The following is a 17,314-nucleotide window of genomic DNA, read 5'->3' as shown; positions in this document are numbered from 1 at the left end:
CAACCCCTTTCACATGCCGTCACATGCCTAGTGTTTGCAACATACTCTATTTCATTACATCCTTTTTAAGCCTTTATTGGGACTCACAGGATATTTTATACAAAACAAAAAGCAGCAAACAAAATTGTTAGCTGCCTCGTCTAAGTTACATCTCTTGTTGTTTGTTTAAAAATGTTAGTTCTACGGTTTCCGTTAAAACATCCGCATAGCTGTAAGATACTCTTTCAAACGCATTTTCATCTTGGTCGAGCTCAATTACAAAAACAGCCGGATAAGTTTCCGCCAAAGTTCCAAATCGTTCTACAGTCTTTCTTCTTCCACCGTTTGCTTTTAAGAGCAATCTTTTACCCAGGTTTGAATCAAGTGCAGTTTTAATATCAGCTAGAGTTTTTGGCATTTTCGGTCCACCTCACTAAGTTAAGTATATCACAATTTAGAAATATACGCAAACAAAATAATAAATTATATCAGCACTTAAAAATGTAGTCAATATATTTTTATCCGAAATTCGGCAAAATCGCGAACAATTTTATTATATCCTGGGAAATGAAAAATTATGTAAACGAACTATTCCATTATTTATTAAGCCGAATTTTCGTAATTAAATCATTGCCTACGAACATCGCTCCACAAATAACCCATTTTTTCGTGAGGATATCCGAATTCTCCCCCTACCAAAAGCAAGCTGCATTCTTTCAAAATGCAGCTCGTTCATTCTTCCTGAAATGGCTTGAAAGGCAACCCGGTCCGTAACACCCCTTTTGTCTCAATTCCCCCCAGCCCCTTCTCTCCCGTTAATGTATTCCGAAGGACATCCCATACATGAATATGATCGGAAAAAGACGTAAAGCTTATCTTTCCGACGATATATACCGGATCGAGAGCATGTATATTAACACGGGAAGGAGAACTTGCGAAATTTGCACCCGCTTGGATCAGCGATTCAAAATGCAACTGACAAGCCCCGGCAAATATAATCAGTTGGTCTAAATGAGAAACCCTCCTTCTCGCTTCTCTAACTGTCTGTACAAAATCCTTTGAGTGACGGTAGGCATTAATATCGGACATCGGTCCTTTTGATTTTGAATAGGCATCATGACCGGTGACAACAAGAATGTCCGGCCGATAATGATCCAGCAACCCCCCGATCCTTTGGGGCATTTCCTTTTCATTGCAATAGATGCCATTGACCGGAATACCGAATTTCTGATATAGATCCATGCATTTCCTTAAGTAAGATGCATCCCCATCAACATGGAGCACCCTCCCTGGTATTTGGAAATATTCACCGCTATACCGATAGCCATTACTGGATTGATAGCCGTTTTTTTGTTGTTGCAGCTCTAGATCTTGCGTTAATAAGCGGTCAGATTGTTCTTGTAGTACCTCATTCGACCTTTGTCGATCATTTCTTTCATTATCATTAATAATCATTAAATCTTGAAAAGGTGCATCTGCAATCAGTCGGATATCTTCCCCATAAAGAATAGCTTCACGCCTTCCGTCAATATCACGGATATCAATTACCCGGAACAACACGTCGCATTTATAAGAAACCCGACCAACAATATCGTTTATTTGAATATTCATGGCCCCACCCCATGAGAAGACTTATTTTCAGCCCGCCCTAGTTTATTTTCATTCTTAAGTTATGCGAATCAATCTTGAATGGTGAAAGGTGGAGATTGGTTACATTTTCGGGTATGTTCCATCATGATGGAGCAATTTCAAAACAAAAAAAGCCGGAAGCTGGGCGTGACCCCATTCCGACTTGAATCTTTCACATTTTCTTTATTTGAAGTTCGGCAATAACGCATCACTTAAGCGGCCAAATTCTTTGATGCTCAATGTTTCGCCCCGTCTGGAAGGATCCACTTCCGCGGCTTCGAGAGCGGCAAGTATGTGTTCCTTTTTTGATTTACCATCTGGCATCTGACTGGTCAAGTTATTTAAAATCGTTTTCCGACGCTGTGCAAAGCACGCCCGGGTCACAGTGAATAAGAAATCCTCATCCAGGACCTCGACGATTGGCTTCACACGCCTAGTAAGGCGGATTACAGCTGAATCAACATTAGGCTGAGGCATGAATACCGTTTTTGGTACGATCATCACTGTTTCGGCTTCTGTATAATATTGAATGGCAATGGATAAAGAACCATATTCCTTTGTCCCAGGTTTTGCGGCAATTCGGTCAGCCACTTCTTTTTGCAGCATGCACACGATGCCTCTAATGGGCAAGTCCTCGGACAATAGCTTTAAAATGATCGGTGTCGTGACATAGTATGGCAGGTTTGCAACAACCATCAAGTCCGAGAATCCAGCAAATTCATCCTCGATGACCTTCTTGACATCAGCCTTAAGAACATCCCCGTGAATGATGTTTACATTGTTATAGGGAGACAGTGTATCCGATAAAATGGGCAGTAGACGCTGATCAATCTCAAAGGCCGCAACCTTTTTGCTGCTTTTCGCCAGTTGTTCCGTCAATGCCCCGATTCCCGGCCCAATTTCGATGGCGCCGCTTTCCTCTGTCAAATTGGCATGTTCGACAATACGTTTCAAGATATTCGTATCGATTAAAAAGTTTTGGCCTAAGCTTTTTTTAAAGGAGAATCCGTACTTCTTTAATATTTCTTTCGTTCTGACAGGGGTTGCAATATCCTTATTCATTTTTTTCCTCCTGAATTATCTGTACCATCGCTTTTTCAAAAGCCTCAGTTGATATTTGGAACATTTTTAGTCTCTTATATAACTGTTTACCATTGGTAAACCCGATTTTTAATATAGATCCAAGTTTTTCCCTTCGTTCCTTGGCACCGGATCCCCCGATTAAACCTGCATCTATTAAATCCTGCTGTGAAATCTCTTCTGAAGCCTCTTCATCCATTATTTGGGCATCCTTTAAAGCATTACGAATTGCCTCAGGAGAAGCATGTTCCACACCAATTCCTCTACCTGACTTAGGAAGGGCTTCCTTCTTCGTTAAAAAGGCGTGTTTACACCCTTTTACTTGTTCTGAAATGATATTCCTGATTTTTTGACCAGGAAAATCAGGGTCAGTGAAAATGATGGCTCCACGTGTCTTTTGTGCAAGCCTCACCTGTTCAATACAGGACTCATTCACCGCTGATCCGTTGGTTTCTATTGTATCAGCATTAACAGCCCTTTTTATCGCCACCGTATCGTCTTTTCCTTCTACAATAATAATTTCTTTAATCTTTTTCATGGTTTCCTCCATACAGAAAAGCGCAAGCGCTTTGATTAGCTCTTGGATAAACGTAACCGGTCCCCCGTAAAAAGCTTTTTTGGGTAGAGAAGATCATTTATGAAAGTTTACACGCATATATTGAAATCTTATGGAATGGTGAGACGTCTATCTTATTAAAACAGTTTTACATGGGGTTTTTCAACAAATGGAAAATAAAACGCAAAAAACAGGAGACGAATTCATCTCCTGCGAGAGAAACCTTATTAGTCCAATACGCGAATCTTTACTCTCTTTACACCCCAGCGATAGGCATCATTTTTTGAAGAAAAGAAGACGTCAATCCTATTTCCCTTTATTGCTCCGCCTTTATCAGCTGCTACAGCATAACCATATCCCTCTACATATACTTTCGACCCCATGGGAATTACGCTTGGATCGACAGCAATGATTTTCGCACCAGGATTACTCTTTAGATCTACTCCTGTAGACGTGACTCCGGAACAGCCCTTACAACTGGCAGTATAAGCTGTTGAAGATACGTATATTTCTTTTCCACTTGAAGAACTAACGTTAGTTACTCCCCGTGATGCCTGCGCAACCGTCGTTCGAGTTCCGACCGTTACAACTTTATCCTGCTTTTTATTAACTACTTTTTCTGAAAGTAATTCTCTTTTGACCTCTTTGCCATTTTCTTTAACAACTTCATATTTCTTGGAAACGAGTCCATCTTTTCCTTCTTTTACAATTTTCTCTTTCCCTTTTGATAAAGAGTCATCTTTTTTAGTTATGACAGCAAAGTCAACTGGTTCTTCCACTACATCGGTGACTTTTTCAATTCGAACTACGTTTACCGTATTCTCAGCTTTAACTTTTTCGGTTAATTCTGGCTCAACTCGATCCAAATCATTGAGTTTTACTCCTTGTTGCTTTAAAAAGTCAGCGACAGTAGTCGAAGTTGACCATACCTGCTTTTCGTCTCCACCCACCACTAATTTCAGTGAAAAGGCTTTGTCTATGGCAACTTCCATATTCGCTTTCAGCTTCGTACTTTTTGAAGGGGTGATCTTATCCTGTTCCTTCACACTTAAATTTTGGTCTTTTAAAAGTTCATCTACCGTATCTGCGGTGGACCAGACTTCCTTCTTCTTACCATCCTGTACCATGACGATTTTTTGTGCAGGCTTCCAAACCACCGCCAAATCATCATCAACCTTTGTGGCTCTTGATGGGTGGACATAATCTGCGGCTTGAACCTTAATCTCTAAATCTTCCAACATATCATTTACAGTAGCCGCGTGTGTACGCACTACCTCTTTTTTTCCATCTAGCATGATTGTTACTGTATCCTTTGTTCCTTGATATATAAGTATTCCCAATGCTGTAGAAACAAGAATAGCACTGCAAATGGCCATTGCCATTCTCTTCTTCCCAAAAGGTTTGGGAATAAGGTTTTTCATAGTTTTTAATAGAATGAAAAACTCCTCCTTCCTCCCGGTGATTATATAGACTTAGTTATCAAGCTGTCAACCCATTCACTTCTCATTCAGGAAATTACTACCTATTATGCATATTCCATATTGAAAAGGAAAGGGCGACTTCTCGACATAATAAGCCTATAGTTGGAGTGAAATTTGTTGAAACCTTAAAAAAATCGATTTTAGCTAGCAAACCCCGGGAGATATTGTAAAAAAAAATGTCAGTTAATGCCGAATAATTTCTTGGCATTTTCCGTTGTTGCCTGGGAAACTTCCTCTATTGTAAGTTGTTTGATTTCTGCAATTTGTTCAGCGACAAGTTTCACATATGATGGTTCATTACGCTTCCCTCTATATGGATGTGGAGCCAAGTATGGACAATCGGTCTCAATCAGTAAACGGTCTAAAGGTACTGCTGCTGCCACTTCCTTAGGTTTTTTTGCATTCTTGAAGGTCACAGGGCCTCCCAATGAAATATAAAAATTCATATTGATGCACTCCAAAGCCGTTTCTGCACTTCCGCTAAAGCAATGCATGATGCCCCCAACCCTTGATGCCTCTTCTTCCTTCAGTATGTTCACGATATCCGCGGTCGCTTCCCGATTATGGATGATAATGGGCAGCCCCACCTTTTTGGCCAATCGAATCTGCTTCCTGAACACCTCCATTTGAACATCTTTCGGAGATTTATCCCAATGATAATCCAGGCCCATCTCCCCAATGGCTACAACCTTTGGATGATTGGATAATTCCTCGATCCATTGTAAGTCGTCTTCTGTCATATCTATAGCATCCACAGGATGCCATCCGACTGCGGCATACATGAAATCATAAGTTTCTATTAATTCCATTGCCCTTATAATGGTAGGCCGGTCAAAACCAACGACTACCATATTATCGACCCCTGCTTCCTTAGCTCTTTCTATTACGTCTTCGAGATCCTCGTTGAATTGTTCCGCATTAACATGTACATGTGTGTCAAATAACATTATTTTTCTTCCTTTCTAGCACTATTTTATAAAAAAATGAAAGTTTTATGTTTCACATTTAGGTAACAAACAGATTACAAAAGAGGCAGTATGCCCAATTAATAAATGTAGAACCAAAAACTGAACCTATATTACGTTACTTTTTCCAAAAGCATAAAGAAAAAAACATAAAAATGTTTCATATGAAACACCTTTATGTTTTCATCCGTTTATTTCACCTTTGAACCATTTGGAATCGATGAATCTATTGTAGCGACTGAGAGCACATCATCCTGGCTTCCCGCCAAAATCATTCCTTGAGAGAGCTCGCCACGAAGTTTAACAGGTTTCAAATTCGTGACACATATCACTTTTTTGCCTACTAAATCTTCTGGTTTATAGTGCTGTGCAATGCCTGATACGACTTGCCGTTTCTCATAACCCAAATCAAGCTGAAGTTTAAGAAGCTTATCCGCCTTCTTTACAGGCTCAACTGCCATTACCTCAGCAACACGCAGCTCCACTTTTGTAAAGTCATCAATAGTGATTTCATCAACCTCGGGAATCGTCTCTTCCACTTTTTCCTCGGCCTTAGGGGCATTCCCCTGCATTTGTTCTTTAATATATAAAACTTCCTCTTCCATATCCAAACGAGGGAAGATCGGGTCTCCCTTCAAGACTTTTGTTTCAGCAGGAATTTGACCGAACTCTGCTAAACTGTCCCAGGATTTCAACACATCATCTTTGATGCTAAGCTGAGCAAAGATCTTTTCCGGTGTTTGCGTCAAGAATGGTTTCAAAAGGATTGCCGTCCTGCGTAATGATTCCGCCAAATGAACCATGACACTGGCAAGGTCTTGTTTCTTTGATTCATCTTTAGCAAGAGTCCATGGCTGGGTCTCATCAATGAATTTATTTGTTCTGCTCACGAGTTGCCAAATGGATGTCAGTGCAACTGAAAATTCCATGTTTTCCATTGCTTCCTCATACTTGCCAACCGTTTCTTGGTTCATTTCAAGCAAAGTTTTTTCGAATTCGCCATTGGATCCTTCGTAATTTGGAATCACACCATCAAAATATTTATTGACCATTGCAACTGTTCGATTTAATAAATTCCCTAAATCATTGGCCAGGTCAAAATTGATCCGTTCCACAAACCCTTCCGGTGTAAATACCCCATCGGAACCAAATGGTACTTCACGCAATAAATAGTAGCGTAAAGAATCCAAACCGTAACGATCGATCAATGTAACGGGATCCACTACATTTCCTTTTGATTTGGACATTTTACCATCTTTCATGAGAAGCCATCCGTGGGCGAAGACTTTCTTTGGAAGCGGCACGTCAAGAGCCATTAACATGATCGGCCAATAAATTGTATGGAAACGAACGATTTCCTTTCCGACCAGATGTACATCTGCCGGCCAATAATTCAAGTATTTAGAGTCATTGTCCGTTCCATACCCTAATGCCGTTATATAATTGGTCAAAGCATCAATCCATACATAAATGACATGCTTTGGATCTCCCGGCACCTTGATGCCCCAATCGAAAGTAGTACGTGAAACGGCCAGATCTTCCAATCCAGGCTTGATGAAGTTATTGATCATTTCGTTTTTGCGGGATTCCGGCTGAATGAAATCCGGGTTTTCCTCATAAAACTTAAGTAACCGATCCGCATATTTACTCATCTTAAAGAAATAAGATTCCTCTTTCACCTTTTCAACAGGCCTGCCGCAATCAGGACAGTTTCCATTGCTCTCTTCGACTTGACGTTCCGTGAAGAAAGATTCGCAAGGTGTACAATATAATCCTTCATATTGGTCTAAATATATATCACCCTGGTCCAATAACCTTTTGAAAATCTTGGCTACGACCTCTTTATGGCGATCTTCCGTCGTCCTGATGAAATCATCATATGAAATATCAAGCTTTTCCCAGAGTTCTTTGATCCCTGAAACGATATTATCTACATATTGCTGTGGAGTGATTCCTTCCTCAGCCGCTTTACGCTGGATTTTTTGACCATGTTCATCAGTTCCTGTTAAATACATGACATCGAACCCACGCATCCTTTTATAACGAGCCATGGCATCCCCTGCCACTGTCGTATACGCGTGCCCTATATGTAAATTGCCACTCGGATAATATATGGGTGTCGTGATATAGAATGTTTTTAATTTATCTTGCACTTCGTTCCCTCCTCATCATTTGAAAAACCGGCTATGGGACTGGCCCAAGCCATAAGAATATATTTAAGCTATTATCTCTATTTTAACGCTATATACAATTCTGTGCGACAATAATCACTAATCTAATCATCATGTTAATAGAATAAAAAAATAATAAGTAGACTCAACTTAAAAATAAGGATACTTCCCTTCTGTCAGCATTACCTCTTACCTTAACAAAATATACCTAAATTTCTTTTTTTGTGCAACAACTCACATATTCGCAAACTTTTTCAGAAAATTATCCTTAATTCAGAACTTTTGTTTTGAAACTAAAATATATTTAATCATATAATAGGGAAGTATGTTTTTCATATGCATACTTTGTCGAAATGTGGTGAAGGGAGCAGTTCTTTGTATCCTGCATTTCTTTACTTTAAAGGCATAACCGGTTTTTTCTCTTTAAAAGCCATTTTGTCACACGAAATGGCCCCTGCTATTTCTTACAAAAAAATGAAAATAAATCATTGACGAATTTGGGAATGGCTGGTATTATAAATTTATAAAAAAATTTGTCGAATAATGGCGAAAAAAATAGAAATAGGGTACTAGATTGTAACTGAGAGGAGAATTTTTTAAATGAAATCTACAGGTATTGTTCGTAAAGTTGATGAGTTAGGCCGGGTGGTTATTCCAATCGAACTTCGTCGTACATTGGGTATCGCTGAGAAGGACGCTCTTGAAATCTATGTGGATGATGAGCGCATCATCTTGAAAAAATACAAACCAAACATGACTTGCCAAGTTACAGGTGAAGTTTCCGATAACAACCTTACACTTGCTAATGGTAAATTGATTCTTAGTCGTGAAGGTGCAGAATTACTTATTCAAGAAATTCAACAAAGCTTCACTGCTTCTAAATAAATGATAAAAAAACTTCCGTTCTTCGGAAGTTTTTTTATGCTTATTATTATTGTATATCAATGTGAAACGCTTGATATACATCGCGTTTTTGCATATTGCGATCTTTTGCGACCTGCTTGATTGCGTCCTTTGAAGTGAACTGCTTGGATTCTATATAATGATTAACATGACCGACGATATCTAGGGCCATCCACCAAGCTTCTTCCGATTCATCCTCCGACCATTGCCCGCCTTCTATTATTAGACAGAACTCACCGCGAATTTCGGACTCCACCGCCCATGTCAAGGCCTCACTCACAGTCCCTCGAATGAACTCTTCAAATTTCTTGGTTAACTCCCGGCATAATACTATACGACGGTCACCTAAAATTTCATGCATATGTTTCAATGTTTCTTTCAATCGATGTGGCGATTCATAAACGATCCAAGTTGATTCCAATTTTTTTAATTTTTCCAGTTCCTGCTTTTTTTCTTTTGCTCCCCTTTGTAAAAATCCATAGAAGTAAAAAGGCTGGGGAACCAGTCCAGATGCGATCAATGCAGTTAATGCAGCATTTGCCCCCGGCAACGGAATGACTTTAAACTGCTCGGCAATGGCATCTTTGACGAGTTCATATCCCGGGTCGGATATCGTAGGCAAGCCAGCATCACTTACTAATGCGATGACCTCTCCAGATCGAAGCCTCTCAAGCATTTGCTTCCCGCTATATTCCTTATTATGTTCATGGTAGCTGACGACAGGTGTCGAAATTTCAAAGTAGTTGCATAATTTCTTCGTATTTCGCGTGTCCTCAGCAGCAATGACATCCGCTTCCTTTAAGATTCTTAAAGCCCGGAAACTCATATCCTCAAGGTTTCCTATCGGTGTAGGAACCAGATATAGAGCCGGCTCCAATCCTTCTTTTTCAAAACTCTTTTGCTGCCACATATCATGTATCCTCCTTTGCCATCCACTTTTCCTTTTGTTTTCTTGTTAATTGCTTAAATTTATATTCAGCTTGCATGGCCAATGTCCGTGTTTCGAATATTTCATGATAAATCAGTTCAACCGGTGTCCGGCCTCGTGTATACTTAGCGCCCCTGCCTTGATTATGAACATCAATCCTGCGGTTCAAATCATTGGTATACCCAGCATAATAACTGCCGTCCCTGCACTTTAAAACATAAAAATAATGCTTATTCCTCTCCATATAGAATCCTTCTGATTTCGGGATTATACTCATTTTGATCATTATATACAACAAGCGGGGGAAGAATCTTCAAATCAGGGTTGCCGTCCTTTATCCCTTCTATAAGTATCGTATTCGCTTCTTTTGAACTCTTAGGATAAACGAATTGCAGTCGCTTCGGTTCAATTCTGTACATCCTCATGAAATGCAGGATATCCATAAGACGGCCCGGTCTATGAACGAATGCGGCTTTCCCACCTTGACGCAGCAATTGGCTTGAAACCCGCATGACATCCTCAAGATTACACATGATTTCATGTCGGGCAATTGCAAAGTGCTCATTTTTGTTAATTTCCTCGATGGATGGCGTCGGGAAATAGGGTGGATTGCAAGTAACGACATCATATTTGCTATACCCTATCTGCTTTGGAATTTCTTTTATATCTCCATGAATCATCTCGATTTGGGAGGTCACGCCATTATAGTCCATGCTCCTCTGGGCCATGTCATATAACCGCTCTTGAATTTCAACACCGGTAATTGTCCCTTTTGTTCTTGTACTCAGCAGCAAAGGTATGACCCCATTGCCTGAGCAAAGATCGACGATTTTCCCTTTTTGAATCGGTACATTCACGAACCTTGATAATAAAACGGCATCTAATGAAAAAGAGAACACCGATGGGCTCTGGATGATCCTTAAATTCTCAGCCAAAAGATAATCCAGGCGCTCATCTCCATTAAGTTCTACCATTGCTGTTACCCTCCTAATCATGTATGGAAAAAGCATGTTTAGGGACCATGCTTCTAAGTTACTGTCGTACAAAAAGGGGCCTGACTCATAGTATGCGTCAGACCCCGAATCACTATATATTGTAAACGGTCTATCTATCACGTAAAAGAGATGGAACATCTTTTATATTATCCATTATCACTTCTTGTTTAAAAAAGATAAACAGAACAGGCAATCCCCTTCTTTTCGTAAACTGCCAAAATGCAGATTGCAAATATGAAAGCCTTCTTGATAGATACGGGCTAAGTTATCATAGCCTTCCCCGATATCCATAACCTTTTCCGCACTTGGAGTACGGTTTTTCACTTTTTGTTTGACCTTAACTGCAGCAGGCGCACTTTCGACTTCCACAAGGCCCAACCGATGGCGCAAATGCTCGTTTTCCAGCTTGACCGACTGATTTTCCTCAAGGATTTCAGCTAAGTTCTGCTTCAATTCACCAAGCTGCTTATATAATTGGCCTATCTGGGTTTCCATATTGGTCACCGAATCAAAAATATTTTTCTTATCCACGCTCTCCCACCACCTTAATAATCTGTGGCTTGAATAGAAACGGCTCCCTCTTTTAGAATCTCATCTAGAGTATACTCTAATACTCTTTCTTGCCCGATTAGTTCAATCTGAAGTACGCGTTCTAGAATATTAAGCCCCACTACCTTGCCTTTGCCACCAGGCGTATTAATCATTTCACCTAAATCAGGAAGCATTTCCTTCGCACTTTCATACTCATCATTTTCATATTTCAGACAGCACATCAATCGACCGCATAAACCTGAGATTTTTGTAGGGTTTAATGATAAATTCTGATCCTTCGCCATTTTGATGGAAACCGGTTCAAAATCTCCAAGAAATGTGGAGCAACAAAGCATTCTGCCACAAGGTCCGATGCCACCAAGCATCTTTGCCTCATCCCTTACCCCGATTTGGCGCAGTTCTATGCGAGTTCTGAATATGGCAGCTAAATCTTTGACTAAATCACGGAAATCCACGCGACCATCCGCTGTAAAATAAAATACGACTTTATTTCTGTCGAAAGTATATGACACATCAACCAGCTTCATATCCAGCTTATGTTCCACAACCTTTTGACAACATATAGTGTAAGCCTCTTCTGCAGCCGCCTTATTCTCGTCTACAATCAGCTTATCTTTTGCATCAGCGACCCGAAGTACTTTTTTCAATGGCAGGACAACATCGTTTTCATCTACTTGTTTACGGGCTGTAACGACTTTACCGAATTCAACACCGCGGACAGTCTCCACTATTACAAAATCGTCCTTAGGAATTGCGAATTCACCCGGATCGAAGTAGTATATTTTGCCCGCCTTTTTAAAACGGACACCTACAACATCATACAAATCATGATCCCTCCTGCAAATTCAGCACAAGCTGTTCCATCAACAGCTGTGGATTCGTGTTGGACATCAGCTTCCTTTTTGCTTCCAAAATGCAACCCATATGTTCAGCAAGGCGTCTTGGGGAAAGATGAAGAGCGTGAGTTTCAAATTCCTTCAGTTTATTTTGGAACACAACGAAGTCCTTTTTGTCCAACTGAATGTATAATAAATCCTTATATATAAGAAGTAACAAATCAAGACCTCTGTCAACCTGTTCTCTTTCTTTAAAGTGTGTGAACCAATCCGTCTGAAGGTACAGCATTGCCTTCAAGGAATTAAGTTTTAACACTTCATATAATTTTACCACTATTTTTTGAGCTTGTACAAACCATTCATCATGGCTAAGCTCGATTCCAGCTTCCACATTCTGTGTGATGTGGGCAATAACTGAGGCCAGCTGTGGTTCTAACTCCTGTTCTATCAGCTTCCGTTTCACATTCTCCGGAGATAATGGCTTGAACGAAATCACTTGGCACCTTGATAAAATAGTCGGCAGAATCCTCTGAAGCTGTTCGGTCATCAATATTGCTACAGTATCAGCCGAAGGTTCTTCTAAAAATTTCAATAGACTGTTGGCTGCCCCCACCGACATTTTGTCAGCATCGGCAATCATATAAACCTTCCGATCTGCCTCTACGCTCTTTTTTGAAAATTCTTCCTGAAGCCCCTTGATTTGCTCTTTCTTTATTGAGAGACCGTCTTTTTCTATCAAATGGACATCTGGATGATTCCCACTTGAAATCCGTTTGCAATTCCGACAAAGTTCGCATGGCTCATAACCTGCTGTCGGGGCTTCACATAGTAAGCTTTTGGCAAAGGCATAGCTTATCTCTTGCTTGCCTGTCCCTTTTTCTCCTTCAAATAAATACGCATGAGCCACCCTGTTCTTCGTTATGCTATTTTGCAGCATCGTCATTACCTGTGGCTGAATTTCACTCATGTCCTGCCATGTTTTCTCCAAAACCATCAACTCACTTAGGTATATAAATTAATCAGAAGACCTTTAATCTCACCAATCATTTCCAATATTTCAAGCGAACTTTTCTCTTTATTAAGAATTTCCTCGCTTAACTCAACTAATTTTGCATCTATCGTTTCCACGGTTTTCAATGGCCGGCTCTGTCCATATTCATTCCAGCTCGTTGATTGCTTCAGTTCCAGTCCATATTCAACCGCTTCTTTAACAAATCGTTTCACCAATGCTTTATATTTTGCCAGTTCCCTAAAAGTACGTGACCTTACTAAACGCTGACCCGCCCCTTCAATATCACCTATCAAACGGTTTAATGTTTGGATTTGCATCTTTTGATCCTGTGTCTGGACCATTTGTTGAAACCTTCCATTTCCGGTTTGAAATTGTTTGGCATCCTGACGCGATTTATCCGGCTTAATAGGGATATCATGGTTGATTTTCATAATGAACCTCCCTGAAACTAACCGTTAAAATTGTAAAAAGTTTTCAACCGGCAGAACAAAAATGGTCGCACCGCCCACTTGAATCTCCACTGGGTAAGGTACATATGACTCGGCATTCCCGCCCATCGGTGAAACCGGTGAAACTAATTGGGATCGTGACTGACAATTCTGTTTGATTATCTGGATGGCTTGGTCAACCCGTTCGTCCTCTGTTCCAATCATAAAAGTCGTATTACCTGATTTTAAAAACCCGCCAGTGCTGGCTAGCTTGGTCGTTCCGAAATTATTTTCCACTAATTGATTCAGCAGGCGATGACTATCCTTGTCTTGAACGACAGCAATGATCATTTTCATTCTCATCATCCTCCGGTTACTCTGAATTTTTACTAACTACATTATATCAAATAGTATTGGTTGAATAATATGGAAACCTATATAATCAGTTTCCCGCCTTCGCTAAAAAATCCAATAGGCCGGCTTTCGTTTCCTCAAAGACTTCATCTATTGACCGGCCTGCATCCACGATAATGAAACGTTCTTTCCATCTATTTATAATGAACTGATACCCTTCACAAACTTTTTTATGAAAATCGAGGGCTTCAAGATCCAGCCGGTTCACTTCCCGTTCCCCATTGGACTGGATGCGTCTCAATCCCTCTTCTGGGTCGATATCAAAAAAGAGCGTGGCATCTGGCATCATATCTCCAATTGCAAATTTATTGATATTGTAAACTTCTTCTATATCCAAACCTCTTGCATGACCCTGATAGGCTAACGAGCTATCTATAAACCGGTCACAGAGGACAATTCCCCCTCGTTCCAGCTCAGGCATGACCACTTCCACTAAATGCTGACGCCTTGCTGCTGCGTATAATAAAGCCTCTGTCCTCGAGTCCATGGCTGTATTATCTTTATTAAGGATCACTTCCCTAATTTGCTCCGAAATGGGAACTCCCCCTGGCTCACGGGTTAATAGAACTTGATAGCCTTCTTGCTGCAGAGCCTTGCCAAGCATTTGGGTAATGGTTGTTTTCCCGGCACCCTCTGGCCCTTCCATTGTTATAAAAATACCACGTTTCATCGATGTACCTCCAAGGTTCTTTGTATGTAGTATATCATTTTAACCCGTCTGCCCGCTTTCATAAACGATTAATTCTCCATTTGAAAGGGAGGAACCACCATGAAACCTTGATCCCATTTCCAGCAGTCTTCGCAAATTGGATATATGTTCAGGAGTAATCATTTCCCCGGACATAATTAAAGGGATGCCCGGCGGATAAGGAATGACCATCTCGGCGGATACCTCTCCGACTGCTTTCCGTAATGCGACAGGTCTTGCTTTGCGATGCTTCATGACGGAGTAGGGCATTTCAAGCCCTGCCATTGACCTTCCATCAGGCCAGAGGACCCGAAGAACTGCTTCCTTGTTTCCAATTCTGTCTTGAGTGGCACTTTTTATAGTTTGTATGATTTCATGAAAAGGAAAATCGGTACCCCTTTTTAATAAGGGTAAAATCATTAATAAATTATCAGGATCAGCCAACTCCGTAAAAATGCCTTTGGCTTCACATAGCTGCTGTAACTCAAATCCACTTAAACCATTTGTTGATTGAATGACTACTTTTAGCGGGTCTGCCAAGGTGCCTGGCGGCGTCTCCAACACCCTTACTGTCTGCAGGGCACCCAGTTTTCCTCTGAAGTCCGATATCTTTTCAATAAGGAATTTTTTATCTTCTGATGTATAAGCGGCTAAATAGGCCCTGGCCAAGTCGAGCGAACCCATAATTGGGTAAGATGGACTGCTGGACTGAAGCATTTGTAAATAGAATGATGCTTGGTCAACATCAATTAAGGATGAATTCACATGAAGAAATGACCCCATCGTCATGGCCGGCAGTGTTTTATGCGCTGAATGGACAACGGCGTCTGCCCCTGCCAAAATAGCCGACTTGGGAAACGGACTTCCTAACTGAAAATGAGCGCCATGTGCCTCGTCCACCAGCACTGGGATCCCCCTTTGATGTGCGAGTCTTACCATTTCCGTCAAGTCTTCACCAATTCCATAATAATTAGGATAGGTAATAATGATGGCTTTTGCATCTGGATGTACACTCAAGGCTTCTTCAATTAAATTTGATCCCACACCGCCGGCAATGCCCCATTTCTCATAATAATCCGGTTGCAAAAAAATGGGTTGTACATTCGCTAACATCAATCCATGTAAAATTGATTTATGGCAGTTTCTTTGGACAAGGACTTTATCACCTTCCCGGCAAGCAGCAAGAATCATGGCAATGTTGCCTACTGTGGACCCATTAACGAGAAAATAACTCCGCTTTACCCCATATAGATCAGCGAGTAGTTGCTCGGACTTTAGAATGGCCCCCTCTGGAGCATGCAGGTCATCTAAGCCGCTTATTTCCGTGGCATCAATACCAAGCAGGGGGTTGTATAAGGCTTGGCCCTTTTTATTAAACACCCGTCCATTTTTATGCCCTGGGACATGCAGGGATATGGAGCTTTTTTTATGAAAAGCACTCATTGCATCGAACAATGGTGTCTGTGATTGATTCATTTTTCTCTTCCCTCATATCATAGTATTTTTTCATTTTATCAAATAAGTATAATTTTATCTCATATTGCGTCGACAGAAAGGTAATTATGCATCTCTGAACAGTCTGTTTGGAGGGAACTTACAGAAACATGGGAGCATGTTGCCAAGCATTCTTCTAAAGTACCAAAAAAAGAATCAGAGACTAAAGAAACACACATTTCTTTTATCTCTGATTCTTTAACTTTCCACAAACTATTTTTTCATGATAATATTTCAGGATTAGTGACTTTTCTTAATTTCTTTAAGTAATATTGGTACTTGGGATCGTTCGTATCCGTCCCGATCATATCCCTTTCGCATTCCTCACAAATAAAAGTCGTATATAGATGTATACCCATCCCTTTTACTTGTTCACAAACCGCGCACGTTTCCCCTGCCGTTGTTTTGGTTGTTGTTGTCCCCAACATCTCCACCTCCATACCTGCATTCTCCCCAAAAACCATTGTTCGCATACATTGATTTAAATAGTTTAAGAGAACCCGGGGATGCTTTTAACAATGTATGATGAAGAATTTCAATACGTGTATGTCTTCATAAAAGTTTCCATAATTGATAATCCCTTTATATCCAATGATTTTTCTTTGCATTAAGCAAAAAAAAGACCAGCCGGATGGCTGATCTTTTTAAATGGCTTGGCGGCGTCCTACTCTCACAGGGGGAAACCCCCAACTACCATCGGCGCTGAAGAGCTTAACTGCCGTGTTCGGAATGGGAACGGGTGTGACCTCTTCGCTATCGCCACCAAACATAAAAGGAACGTTGTTCCTTCAAAACTAGATAATAAGAAGGTATTTCATTTTTTAAAAAGCGTTGGTTAAGTCCTCGATCTATTAGTATCAGTCAGCTCCACATGTCACCATGCTTCCACCTCTGACCTATCAACCTGATCATCTTTCAGGGATCTTACTAGCTTGCGCCATGGGAAATCTCATCTTGAGGGGGGCTTCATGCTTAGATGCTTTCAGCACTTATCCCGTCCGCACGTAGCTACCCAGCTATGCCTTTGGCAAGACAACTGGTACACCAGCGGTGCGTCCATCCCGGTCCTCTCGTACTAAGGACAGCTCCTCTCAAATTTCCTGCGCCCGCGACGGATAGGGACCGAACTGTCTCACGACGTTCTGAACCCAGCTCGCGTACCGCTTTAATGGGCGAACAGCCCAACCCTTGGGACCGACTACA

Annotated in this window: 19 protein-coding genes and 2 rRNA genes (1 of these 21 only partly in view); 1 reads left to right on the top strand and 20 read right to left on the bottom strand. The window is 40.8% G+C overall.

What is annotated here, in order from left to right:
• Window positions 1-145: 145 nt before the first annotated feature.
• The 7 genes from veg to metG form a co-directional block, all read right to left on the bottom strand.
• Window positions 146-397 carry a biofilm formation stimulator Veg gene (veg, locus tag AC0VX1_RS00255; protein ID WP_034316343.1) on the bottom strand — a complete coding sequence of 84 codons (252 nt, stop codon included), beginning with the start codon at window positions 395-397 and terminating at the stop codon, window positions 146-148.
• Between the two features lie 314 nt (window positions 398-711).
• Complete coding sequence (yabG, locus tag AC0VX1_RS00250) at window positions 712-1,590, bottom strand: sporulation peptidase YabG (protein WP_475469601.1); 879 nt, start codon at window positions 1,588-1,590, stop codon at window positions 712-714.
• A gap of 201 nt (window positions 1,591-1,791) precedes the next feature.
• Window positions 1,792-2,670: a 16S rRNA (adenine(1518)-N(6)/adenine(1519)-N(6))-dimethyltransferase RsmA gene (rsmA, locus tag AC0VX1_RS00245; protein ID WP_034316346.1), complete on the bottom strand. Its 879-nt coding sequence runs from the start codon at window positions 2,668-2,670 to the stop codon at window positions 1,792-1,794.
• Entirely contained in the window at window positions 2,663-3,226 is a 564-nt protein-coding gene (gene rnmV, locus AC0VX1_RS00240; protein WP_034316348.1) for a ribonuclease M5, read from the bottom strand. The genes rsmA and rnmV overlap by 8 nt, the downstream gene beginning before the upstream one ends.
• A gap of 245 nt (window positions 3,227-3,471) precedes the next feature.
• Window positions 3,472-4,626, bottom strand: a complete 1,155-nt coding sequence (locus AC0VX1_RS00235) for a ubiquitin-like domain-containing protein (RefSeq protein ID WP_475469600.1) — start codon at window positions 4,624-4,626, stop codon at window positions 3,472-3,474.
• Between the two features lie 278 nt (window positions 4,627-4,904).
• On the bottom strand, window positions 4,905-5,672 hold the full coding sequence (locus AC0VX1_RS00230) for a TatD family hydrolase (protein ID WP_034316352.1): 768 nt from the start codon (window positions 5,670-5,672) through the stop codon (window positions 4,905-4,907).
• A 209-nt stretch (window positions 5,673-5,881) separates the two neighbouring features.
• Window positions 5,882-7,843, bottom strand: coding sequence for a methionine--tRNA ligase (gene metG / locus AC0VX1_RS00225; RefSeq protein WP_413011213.1), 1,962 nt, complete (start codon window positions 7,841-7,843; stop codon window positions 5,882-5,884).
• Window positions 7,844-8,461: 618 nt separating this feature from the next.
• Here metG and AC0VX1_RS00220 point away from each other — a divergent pair.
• Window positions 8,462-8,746 (top strand): AbrB/MazE/SpoVT family DNA-binding domain-containing protein, encoded by a 285-nt coding sequence (locus AC0VX1_RS00220; protein WP_034316356.1) that lies wholly within the window; start codon window positions 8,462-8,464, stop codon window positions 8,744-8,746.
• Between the two features lie 46 nt (window positions 8,747-8,792).
• Here the strand turns inward: AC0VX1_RS00220 and rsmI are convergent, their stop codons facing one another.
• The 13 genes from rsmI to AC0VX1_RS00155 all read right to left on the bottom strand — a co-directional run.
• A complete protein-coding gene (rsmI, locus tag AC0VX1_RS00215; RefSeq protein WP_413011211.1) occupies window positions 8,793-9,674 on the bottom strand; it encodes a 16S rRNA (cytidine(1402)-2'-O)-methyltransferase in 882 nt (293 codons plus the stop codon).
• Between the two features lies 1 nt (window position 9,675).
• Window positions 9,676-9,936, bottom strand: a complete 261-nt coding sequence (locus AC0VX1_RS00210; protein WP_413011209.1) for a GIY-YIG nuclease family protein — start codon at window positions 9,934-9,936, stop codon at window positions 9,676-9,678.
• Window positions 9,923-10,666, bottom strand: coding sequence for a tRNA1(Val) (adenine(37)-N6)-methyltransferase (locus AC0VX1_RS00205; RefSeq protein ID WP_034316362.1), 744 nt, complete (start codon window positions 10,664-10,666; stop codon window positions 9,923-9,925). The genes AC0VX1_RS00210 and AC0VX1_RS00205 overlap by 14 nt, the downstream gene beginning before the upstream one ends.
• A 177-nt stretch (window positions 10,667-10,843) precedes the next feature.
• The gene (yabA, locus tag AC0VX1_RS00200; protein ID WP_034316364.1) at window positions 10,844-11,218 is read right to left on the bottom strand and encodes a DNA replication initiation control protein YabA; all 375 of its coding nucleotides are present in this window, start codon (window positions 11,216-11,218) and stop codon (window positions 10,844-10,846) included.
• A 14-nt stretch (window positions 11,219-11,232) separates the two neighbouring features.
• Window positions 11,233-12,063, bottom strand: a complete 831-nt coding sequence (locus AC0VX1_RS00195; protein WP_048689969.1) for a PSP1 domain-containing protein — start codon at window positions 12,061-12,063, stop codon at window positions 11,233-11,235.
• Between the two features lies 1 nt (window position 12,064).
• Window positions 12,065-13,069, bottom strand: a complete 1,005-nt coding sequence (gene holB / locus AC0VX1_RS00190) for a DNA polymerase III subunit delta' (RefSeq protein WP_413011207.1) — start codon at window positions 13,067-13,069, stop codon at window positions 12,065-12,067.
• Window positions 13,070-13,077: 8 nt separating this feature from the next.
• On the bottom strand, window positions 13,078-13,518 hold the full coding sequence (locus AC0VX1_RS00185) for a YaaR family protein (RefSeq protein WP_057276486.1): 441 nt from the start codon (window positions 13,516-13,518) through the stop codon (window positions 13,078-13,080).
• A gap of 24 nt (window positions 13,519-13,542) precedes the next feature.
• Window positions 13,543-13,872 (bottom strand): cyclic-di-AMP receptor, encoded by a 330-nt coding sequence (locus AC0VX1_RS00180; protein ID WP_034316369.1) that lies wholly within the window; start codon window positions 13,870-13,872, stop codon window positions 13,543-13,545.
• A gap of 85 nt (window positions 13,873-13,957) precedes the next feature.
• A complete protein-coding gene (gene tmk / locus AC0VX1_RS00175) occupies window positions 13,958-14,599 on the bottom strand; it encodes a dTMP kinase (protein WP_034316371.1) in 642 nt (213 codons plus the stop codon).
• Between the two features lie 39 nt (window positions 14,600-14,638).
• On the bottom strand, window positions 14,639-16,093 hold the full coding sequence (locus tag AC0VX1_RS00170; RefSeq protein ID WP_475469599.1) for an aminotransferase class I/II-fold pyridoxal phosphate-dependent enzyme: 1,455 nt from the start codon (window positions 16,091-16,093) through the stop codon (window positions 14,639-14,641).
• Between the two features lie 239 nt (window positions 16,094-16,332).
• Window positions 16,333-16,551 carry a sigma factor G inhibitor Gin gene (locus AC0VX1_RS00165; RefSeq protein WP_082609258.1) on the bottom strand — a complete coding sequence of 73 codons (219 nt, stop codon included), beginning with the start codon at window positions 16,549-16,551 and terminating at the stop codon, window positions 16,333-16,335.
• 211 nt (window positions 16,552-16,762) lie between these two features.
• Window positions 16,763-16,878: ribosomal RNA gene (gene rrf / locus AC0VX1_RS00160) — 5S ribosomal RNA — on the bottom strand.
• Between the two features lie 64 nt (window positions 16,879-16,942).
• Window positions 16,943-17,314: ribosomal RNA gene (locus tag AC0VX1_RS00155) — 23S ribosomal RNA — on the bottom strand (it continues 2,561 nt past the right edge of the window).

Source organism: Peribacillus sp. QJM3NY_7, assembly GCF_056173225.1.
This window is presented reverse-complemented; position numbering and strand designations above follow the sequence as displayed.

Bases quoted from the DNA above. Each gene is read 5' to 3' on its own strand.
- tmk (WP_034316371.1), bottom strand. From the start codon at position 14,599: ATGAAACGTGGTATTTTTATAACAATGGAAGGGCCAGAGGGTGCCGGG.
- yabG (WP_475469601.1), bottom strand. From the start codon at position 1,590: ATGAATATTCAAATAAACGATATTGTTGGTCGGGTTTCTTATAAATGC.
- holB (WP_413011207.1), bottom strand. From the start codon at position 13,069: ATGGTTTTGGAGAAAACATGGCAGGACATGAGTGAAATTCAGCCACAG.
- AC0VX1_RS00180 (WP_034316369.1), bottom strand. From the start codon at position 13,872: ATGAAAATGATCATTGCTGTCGTTCAAGACAAGGATAGTCATCGCCTG.
- rnmV (WP_034316348.1), bottom strand. From the start codon at position 3,226: ATGAAAAAGATTAAAGAAATTATTATTGTAGAAGGAAAAGACGATACG.
- AC0VX1_RS00235 (WP_475469600.1), bottom strand. From the start codon at position 4,626: ATGGCAATGGCCATTTGCAGTGCTATTCTTGTTTCTACAGCATTGGGA.
- rsmA (WP_034316346.1), bottom strand. From the start codon at position 2,670: ATGAATAAGGATATTGCAACCCCTGTCAGAACGAAAGAAATATTAAAG.
- AC0VX1_RS00165 (WP_082609258.1), bottom strand. From the start codon at position 16,551: ATGGAGGTGGAGATGTTGGGGACAACAACAACCAAAACAACGGCAGGG.
- AC0VX1_RS00230 (WP_034316352.1), bottom strand. From the start codon at position 5,672: ATGTTATTTGACACACATGTACATGTTAATGCGGAACAATTCAACGAG.
- AC0VX1_RS00220 (WP_034316356.1), top strand. From the start codon at position 8,462: ATGAAATCTACAGGTATTGTTCGTAAAGTTGATGAGTTAGGCCGGGTG.
- AC0VX1_RS00205 (WP_034316362.1), bottom strand. From the start codon at position 10,666: ATGGTAGAACTTAATGGAGATGAGCGCCTGGATTATCTTTTGGCTGAG.
- AC0VX1_RS00210 (WP_413011209.1), bottom strand. From the start codon at position 9,936: ATGGAGAGGAATAAGCATTATTTTTATGTTTTAAAGTGCAGGGACGGC.
- AC0VX1_RS00185 (WP_057276486.1), bottom strand. From the start codon at position 13,518: ATGAAAATCAACCATGATATCCCTATTAAGCCGGATAAATCGCGTCAG.
- rsmI (WP_413011211.1), bottom strand. From the start codon at position 9,674: ATGTGGCAGCAAAAGAGTTTTGAAAAAGAAGGATTGGAGCCGGCTCTA.
- veg (WP_034316343.1), bottom strand. From the start codon at position 397: ATGCCAAAAACTCTAGCTGATATTAAAACTGCACTTGATTCAAACCTG.
- AC0VX1_RS00170 (WP_475469599.1), bottom strand. From the start codon at position 16,093: ATGAATCAATCACAGACACCATTGTTCGATGCAATGAGTGCTTTTCAT.